The 6,891-nt window shown below is 50.2% G+C and carries 5 protein-coding genes; 3 read left to right on the top strand and 2 right to left on the bottom strand.

The annotated features are described in order from the left end of the window. Positions 1–257: 257 nt before the first annotated feature. Both dinB and HY879_09150 read right to left on the bottom strand, forming a co-directional pair. Positions 258–1,427 (bottom strand): DNA polymerase IV, encoded by a 1,170-nt coding sequence (gene dinB / locus HY879_09155; protein ID MBI5603513.1) that lies wholly within the window; start codon positions 1,425–1,427, stop codon positions 258–260. 257 nt (positions 1,428–1,684) lie between these two features. Then, the gene (locus tag HY879_09150) at positions 1,685–2,341 is read right to left on the bottom strand and encodes a hypothetical protein (protein MBI5603512.1); all 657 of its coding nucleotides are present in this window, start codon (positions 2,339–2,341) and stop codon (positions 1,685–1,687) included. A 319-nt stretch (positions 2,342–2,660) separates the two neighbouring features. Here HY879_09150 and HY879_09145 point away from each other — a divergent pair, with 319 nt between their 5' ends. The 3 genes from HY879_09145 to nrdD form a co-directional block, all read left to right on the top strand. Then, entirely contained in the window at positions 2,661–3,566 is a 906-nt protein-coding gene (locus HY879_09145) for a 4-hydroxy-tetrahydrodipicolinate synthase (protein ID MBI5603511.1), read from the top strand. A gap of 331 nt (positions 3,567–3,897) precedes the next feature. Then, positions 3,898–4,812, top strand: coding sequence for a branched-chain amino acid transaminase (locus HY879_09140; protein ID MBI5603510.1), 915 nt, complete (start codon positions 3,898–3,900; stop codon positions 4,810–4,812). Between the two features lie 154 nt (positions 4,813–4,966). Beyond that, positions 4,967–6,891: anaerobic ribonucleoside-triphosphate reductase (nrdD, locus tag HY879_09135; GenBank protein MBI5603509.1), on the top strand; the 1,925-nt coding region annotated here is incomplete at its 3' end.

Here is a 6,891-nt window from a genome sequence, read left to right as displayed (position 1 = left end):
TTTAAGCACCTTTTCTAAAGGGGCCTCGGCCAGGAGCCGGATTTCCGGAAATAGGTTTATAAAACGGCGGTAATAAGGTTCGACTTGCCGAACCTGGGTCTGCTGTAGCATAATTTCAGAGAGCCAGGTGGTATAAGGCGTACGGTGGGCACGCCAGGCGAGATCCCTTTGATTTTTTTTGAACCAGGCAAGGAGCTTTTTTTGGGGGAAGGGTTCCTTAGTGCCGGATACTCGGTCCTGGATATTGGATAACTCCCTCAATCCAAAAGACTCCCCGGACGGATGGCTTGATCTCCATATTTTTCCTGTATGGCATCCAAAGCATTATTAAGCTTCGTTCCTTTTTTAAATCCGTTATTTTGATCAAATAAGAACAACTGACCTTCACCTGGTTTGGTTAAATGGGAAAGGTAAATCCCCAGAAGTCTGATGGACTTTTTGCCGATCTCGGTCTTTTCAAGAAGGTCCAGGCAAACCCGGTAGATCTTTCGGCCATCATCCGTGGCCGCCGGTACCGTCAGAGACCGGGTGATCCGGGTGAAATCATGATATGTCACCTTCAAGGTAATGGTCTGCCCGGCTGCCTTGTGTCTCCTTAACCGCTTGGCCACCCGATGACTTAAAGCCAGGAGTTCTTTTCCGGCCCTTTCCTTTTCCCGGATATCTTCCGGAAAGGTCTCTTCCCGTCCAATGGATTTTGCTTTTCTTTCCGGTTGTACCTCCCGGTCATCGATCCCTTTGGAAAGAAAATATAATTGCAGCCCTTGTTGTCCGAACCGCCTCTGCAAAAGATCTTTGGGCAGGCGGCTCAAGTCCCCGATGGTTTTTACATTCAACAAAGAAAGGTCTTTTTGGGTCACCCTTCCAACCCCCCAGAGTCTTTCAATAGGCAGGGGGGCCAGAAATTGGCGCACCTTGCCCTCAGGTACAACGGTCAGGCCATCGGGTTTATTTAGATCCGAGGCTATTTTGGCCACTAATTTCGAAGGAGCGACCCCGGCTGAGACCGTCAGACCTATATCTTCTCGAACCACATTTTTAATCCGCCGGGCGATGGCTTCCGCCGGGCCGAAAAGTTGTTGGGAGGCGGTTACATCCAGAAAGGCCTCATCAATGGAAAGGGGCTCCACCAGAGGGGTAAAACGATGGAAGATCTCGAAAATCTGATCCGAAACCTCTTTATATCGTGCCATCCGCACCGGCAAAAAAAACCCTTGGGGGCATAATGCCATGGCCTGGGCCGTAGGCAGGGCCGAATGAACCCCGAATTTTCGGGCCTCATAAGAGGCCGCCGAAACGACCCCCCTTTGTTTGGGGCCGCCGACGATAACCGGCTTGCCCTTTAATTCCGGGTTATCCAATACTTCTACCGAGGCATAAAAAGCATCCATATCCAGATGAATAATCTGTCTTACCCGGGTGGCCATTATTCTATTTAAAAGACTTTTTTTGCGAGGTTATCCTGTTGGAACATCTATTTCTGTAACAATTTAGTCCTTTGAAAAATTTGAGCCCTAATCTGAAAATTCGGCATTTCTTGCACGTCATTCCCGTGAACCCCGGATCAGGTCCGGGGCAGGCACGGGAATCCAGGTTTTTTTCATCTTTGAATAGTTCTGGATTCCGGCTTTCGCCGGAATGACGGAGTGATTGTCGGCGCTTTTTGAAAAAGCTAAACTGATACCTATTTCTTCTTATCTTTTAACGTATGCAATCTAAAATCGGAATTCCGAAACAGGTCATTTAAGGTCCTGCCCAACAGTTTATTCAAAACCTCCTGGCTTTCGGAAGAAAAGTCTTCCGGTACATAGGGGACCCGGACCTCCCGGTGACCTATTTTTTTACTCCAGACAATATCCCCGTTAGACGGGCGGATCAAATAAGCCTCTATTTCCACTTCAGCAATAAACCGGCCGACTTGTTGCACAAAAAAGTGGGAAATCGATCCCCCTATCAAAAAGTCGACCTGGATGTGCGGAATTCTCTTGAGCAAGGTTTTGATATCATTCCGGTTGACCTGGATGGTATATATTTCATCGGCGCTGAGTTGATAGCCATAGTTCTCCATCTCATTTTTGACCCCCCGGGTGACCAGATAAGAAATACTGTTGGGACCGTATAATTTTATCCCATAGAGGAGGGCCTGCCCTACCCAATTGGAATTTTCCTGGCCGTTCCAGGAGAGATCCTCAAAGGGGATGACCGCTATTTTAACCGTATCGGGTGTTGGCGTAGGCGCCTTGACTGGAGAATACCCCAGGTCAATAGTCCTGATGGTCGTACATCCCCATAGAAGCAGGGATAAGATACTGATCAAGATAATCCCGAAACGAGTAGGCATTCAAGTCTCCTTGATGTAAAAATGTTTTGGGAAACCTCCGGAGGCCAACCCGGAGTATCCTCCGGCCATTAGATCAAACCGACCGAATTCGATCGGTTATCAAGTCTAATTTATTCATCACCTTTTTGCAATATTATTTAAAATAACTAAAAATATTGACATGGTATGGGCTTTCGGGTATAGATAAATTAAAAATAAACCGAAAGGCCATGGCCAGCCAAGCACGGCTTTTAAACTATCCTCAAGAGTTTCTTTCTGCCAAACCCAGTGCAATGCAAATCTGGCTCTATAGCCAATTTCCCGGTTTTGGAGGTGTTTTATGGCGACAATTGATTTTTCCGGGTGCCACATTCCCCTGGTCACCCCCTTTAAAAGCGACTATTCCTTGGATATAGACGGCCTTCGTCGCCTGATCAATTATCTGATCGAAGAGGAAAAGGTCGATGGGTTGGTCCCCTGTGGAACCACCGGCGAGTCTCCGACCCTGGATCATGAAGAGCACAATAAAGTCATTGAAATCACCGTCAAAGAAACCCGGGGGCGGGTTCCGGTGATTGCCGGGACCGGGTCCAACAGCACCCAGGAAGCCATAATGATGACCAGACATGCCGAGGAAGTGGGGGCCGACGCCACCCTGCAGGTGGGTCCTTATTATAATAAACCGACCATGGACGGGATGCTGGCCCATTTTGAAGCCATTGCCAATAACACCAAATTGCCGATGTTAATCTATAATATTCCGGGGCGTACAGGGCGCAATATCGATCCCCAAACCCTGATCAAGCTTTCTGAAATAGACAACATCGTCGGTCTCAAAGACGCCTGCGGAGATATCACCCAGACCATGGATATCATCGCCGGCACCAAAATGAAAGGGAAACCCTTCTTTGTCCTGTCCGGGGAGGATTCCTTGACCTACCCCTTAATGGCCCTCGGTGGACACGGGGTGATCTGTGCCGTAGGCAACGTCATCGGCCGGGAATATACCACCATGTGCCGGCTCATGAAAGAAGGGCAGTGGGCCGAGGCCCGGAAAATTCATTATGATACCTTGCCACTGGTCAAGACCTTGTTTATCGAAACCAACCCCGTTCCGGTCAAAGAGGCCATGGTCATGATGGGCCTCCCGGCCGGTCCGGTCCGGCTCCCCCTGGTGGCTATGCGCCCGGCCAATCGGGAAAAGTTAAGGCAGGATCTTGTGGCCGTGGGGAGATTAAAGGCCTAAGGCCCAAGGGAAAAATTCTGGTTTGACAGGATTAAAAGGATTTACATATTCTCTTGCTCCGGCAAATCATATCTGATGTCAAAGGTTAAGTTATTTGGAAGTCATCGAAAGCCAATTTTGATGCATTCGCAAAAAGTCCAAAAGCGCCGATTTACGTCATTCCCGTGAAAACGGGAATCCAGTGTTTTTAATAGGGTATGCGTGGTCTGGATTCCCGCCTGAGCCCTCCAGGGCGTAGTCCCCAAAGGGACGGAGTCGGGAATGACGAGTTTTTACGAATCCATCATATCTAAAAGCGGTTAATCTTAGCTCGGGAGATTGAAAAAATCTTATGGAAAAAGAAAAAAAGATCTGGTTTGATGGAAAATTCGTTCCCTGGGAGAAGGCCCAGGTCCATGTCCTGACCCATACCCTTCATTACGGCCTGGGGGTCTTTGAAGGGATCCGGGGTTACCTCTGTTCGGACGGCAGATCGGCTATTTTCAGACTTCCGGAGCATGTGCAGAGACTTTTCGACTCGGCCCATGCCATGGAGATGAAGATCCCCTTTACCCAACAAGAGATCCGGACGGCCTGCTGCCAGACCCTGAAGGTCAACGGCATGAAGGAAGGCTATATCCGGCCCCTGGTTTTTATCGGGGACGGGGCCATGGGGGTCCATCCCAAGGATAACCCGATCCGGGTTTCGATCATAGCCTGGAAATGGGGGGCCTATCTGGGGGACGAGGGGCTCAAAAAAGGGATCAGGGTCAAGGTTTCCTCCTATACCCGGCACCATGTCAATGTGATGATGACCAAGACCAAGACCTGTGGAAATTATGTCAATTCCATCCTGGCCAAAAGAGAGGTCACCCGGGACGGATATGACGAAGCGGTCATGCTGGATACGGCCGGCTATGTCTCTGAAGCCAGTGGAGAAAATATCTTCATGGTCAAAAAAGGGCGGATCAAAACCCCGCCCCTCACTTCGATCCTGCCCGGTATTACCAGGGATTCGGTCCTGACCATCGCCAATGATTTGGGGGTGGAAGTGGTGGAACAGCGTTTTACCCGGGATGAGCTCTATCTGGCTGATGAAGCGTTCTTTTCCGGCACGGCGGCTGAAATCACCCCCATCCGGGAAGTGGACAACCGCCAGGTCGGTGAGGGCCGCCCTGGCCCTATCACCAAGAAAATACAAAGCATTTTCTTTAAGGCCGTCAAAGGGGAAGAAGACCGTTACCGATCCTGGTTGACCTACCTATAAAATTATCGACTAAAATCCTTCTGATTAAAAGGGCTTAGGGGGACCTTCCCCAGGCCCTTTATTTTTTTGCTTGACACACCATATATAGTACTTTAACCTTCCAAACATACAAGATAAAGGATCATAATACCAAGAGGCAGGAAAGGACTCGGCCATGGGGACGATAGTCGAATTACATCAGGAGCCAAAAGATTCGGAAGTCCAAGAAACCACAGATCTGGCCCTTTTTGTCAGAACTTCCAATGAGGATCTGGTTACCTGGAACCGCCAGCGGATCGTGGATGCCCTGGTTCGGGAAACCCTGGTAGATCTGGATACGGCCGAGGCCATCAGCCGGGAAGTGGAGGAATTCATCTTCTCCACCAGAATCTCCATGGTTACTGCTCCTCTGATCCGGGAACTGGTGGATTCCAAACTGATTGAACGGGGCCTGGAAAAGGCCAGGATCATGCATACCCGCTTGGGGGTCCCCCTTTATGATGTGGACCAGATGATCCTCCACCCCAACAAGGAAAATGCCAATGTACCCCACGGACCGGAGGCCACCAACCTGACCCTGGCCGAAGGGATTAAAAAGGAATACGCCTTACTCAGTGTCTTCGCTTCCCAGGTCGGTGATGCCCACATGCGGGGGGATATCCACCTCCATGACCTGGGCTTTATTGACCGGCCTTATTGTTCGGGACAATCCCTGGAGTATATCAAAAAGTTCGGTTTAAACCTGCCTAATGCCCTGTCCATGGCCAGACCGGCCAAGCACCCCGAGGTCCTGCTGGCCCATATGGTAAAATTTGCTGCGGCCCTGCAGAGCCATTTTGCCGGGGCCATCGGCTGGGACGCGGTCAATCTTTTTTTCGCCCCTTATCTGGAAGGGTTGTCGGACCGGGAGATCAAACAACTCGCCCAGATGATGATCTTTGAATTCTCCCAACAAGCCGTAGCCAGGGGCGGACAGGCCATTTTTACGGATATCAATCTCTATTGGGAAGTACCCCGTCATTTTGAAGGGGTCCCGGCCATCGGCCCCGGCGGGGAATATACCGGTAAAACCTACCTGGATTATCTCCCCCTGGCCCAAAAATTCGTCTGGCTCTTATTTGATGTTTTTAAGGAAGGAGACGGGGCCGGACGTCCCTTTTTCTTCCCCAAGCCCCTGGTGCATATTACCGAGAAGTTTTTTCAGACCCCGGGCCATCAGGAATTTCTGGATCATATCTGCGAGGTAGCCGGACTGAAAGGAAACACCTATTTTGTCTTTGACCGGGGGCAGACCGCCAAGATCTCCGAATGCTGCCGCTTAAGTTTTAAACTGGAGGCCCAGGATCTATTGGACGCCCATGAACCCTGGCGAATGCGTTATTGCGCCCTGCAGAATGTAACCGTTAATTTCCCCCGCCTGGCTTATTTAGCCGAAAGGAACGATACCACCCTCTTTGCCAAACTGGCGGAAACGGTCGAGTTGGCCGTGGAGGCCCATTTGCAGAAAAGGGCCTTTATCCTGAAACTCCTGGCCCTCGGGGAAAAAGGTCCCCTTTCCCTACTAACCATGGACCGGGATGGATCGCCTTATCTGCGCCTGGAGCGGGCTACCTATCTGATCGGCATGGTGGGCTTGAATGAGCTGGTCCAGTATCATACCGGAGAAGAACTTAATCAGTCGGATAAATCCATTAAATTCGGCCTCAAGGTCATCGCCTACATGAAACTTCTGACCGACCGGTTCAGTCAGAAATTCGGTATGCGCTTTGTCCTGGAACAGACCCCGGCGGAAAGTACGGCCTATCGTTTTGCCAAACTGGATCTCCAAAAATATCCGGAACAGGCCGGAAAGGTGGTTAAAGGGGACCAGGACCGGGGAGAAGTCTATTATACCAATTCAACCCTGTTTAATGTATCGGTGCGCATGAGCCCCATTGACCGGGTCCGTTATGAAGGCCTGTTCCACCCCCTGATCGAAGCCGGTGCCCTGACCCATATCTGGATCGGGGAATCGAAGCCTGATAAAAAATCTCTGGCCAATTTTATCATCAAGACCTTCAAAATGACCAAGAACGACCAGATCGCCTTTTCTCCGGAATT

It is taken from the genome of Deltaproteobacteria bacterium, from assembly GCA_016219225.1.
In the GTDB taxonomy this organism is placed as follows: domain Bacteria; phylum Desulfobacterota; class RBG-13-43-22; order RBG-13-43-22; family RBG-13-43-22; genus RBG-13-43-22.
The sequence above is the reverse complement of the archived record's forward strand: the minus strand, read 5'-3'. Positions and strand labels throughout refer to the sequence as shown.

Bases quoted from the DNA above. Each gene is read 5' to 3' on its own strand.
- dinB (MBI5603513.1), bottom strand. From the start codon at position 1,427: ATGGCCACCCGGGTAAGACAGATTATTCATCTGGATATGGATGCTTTT.
- HY879_09150 (MBI5603512.1), bottom strand. From the start codon at position 2,341: ATGCCTACTCGTTTCGGGATTATCTTGATCAGTATCTTATCCCTGCTT.
- HY879_09145 (MBI5603511.1), top strand. From the start codon at position 2,661: ATGGCGACAATTGATTTTTCCGGGTGCCACATTCCCCTGGTCACCCCC.
- HY879_09140 (MBI5603510.1), top strand. From the start codon at position 3,898: ATGGAAAAAGAAAAAAAGATCTGGTTTGATGGAAAATTCGTTCCCTGG.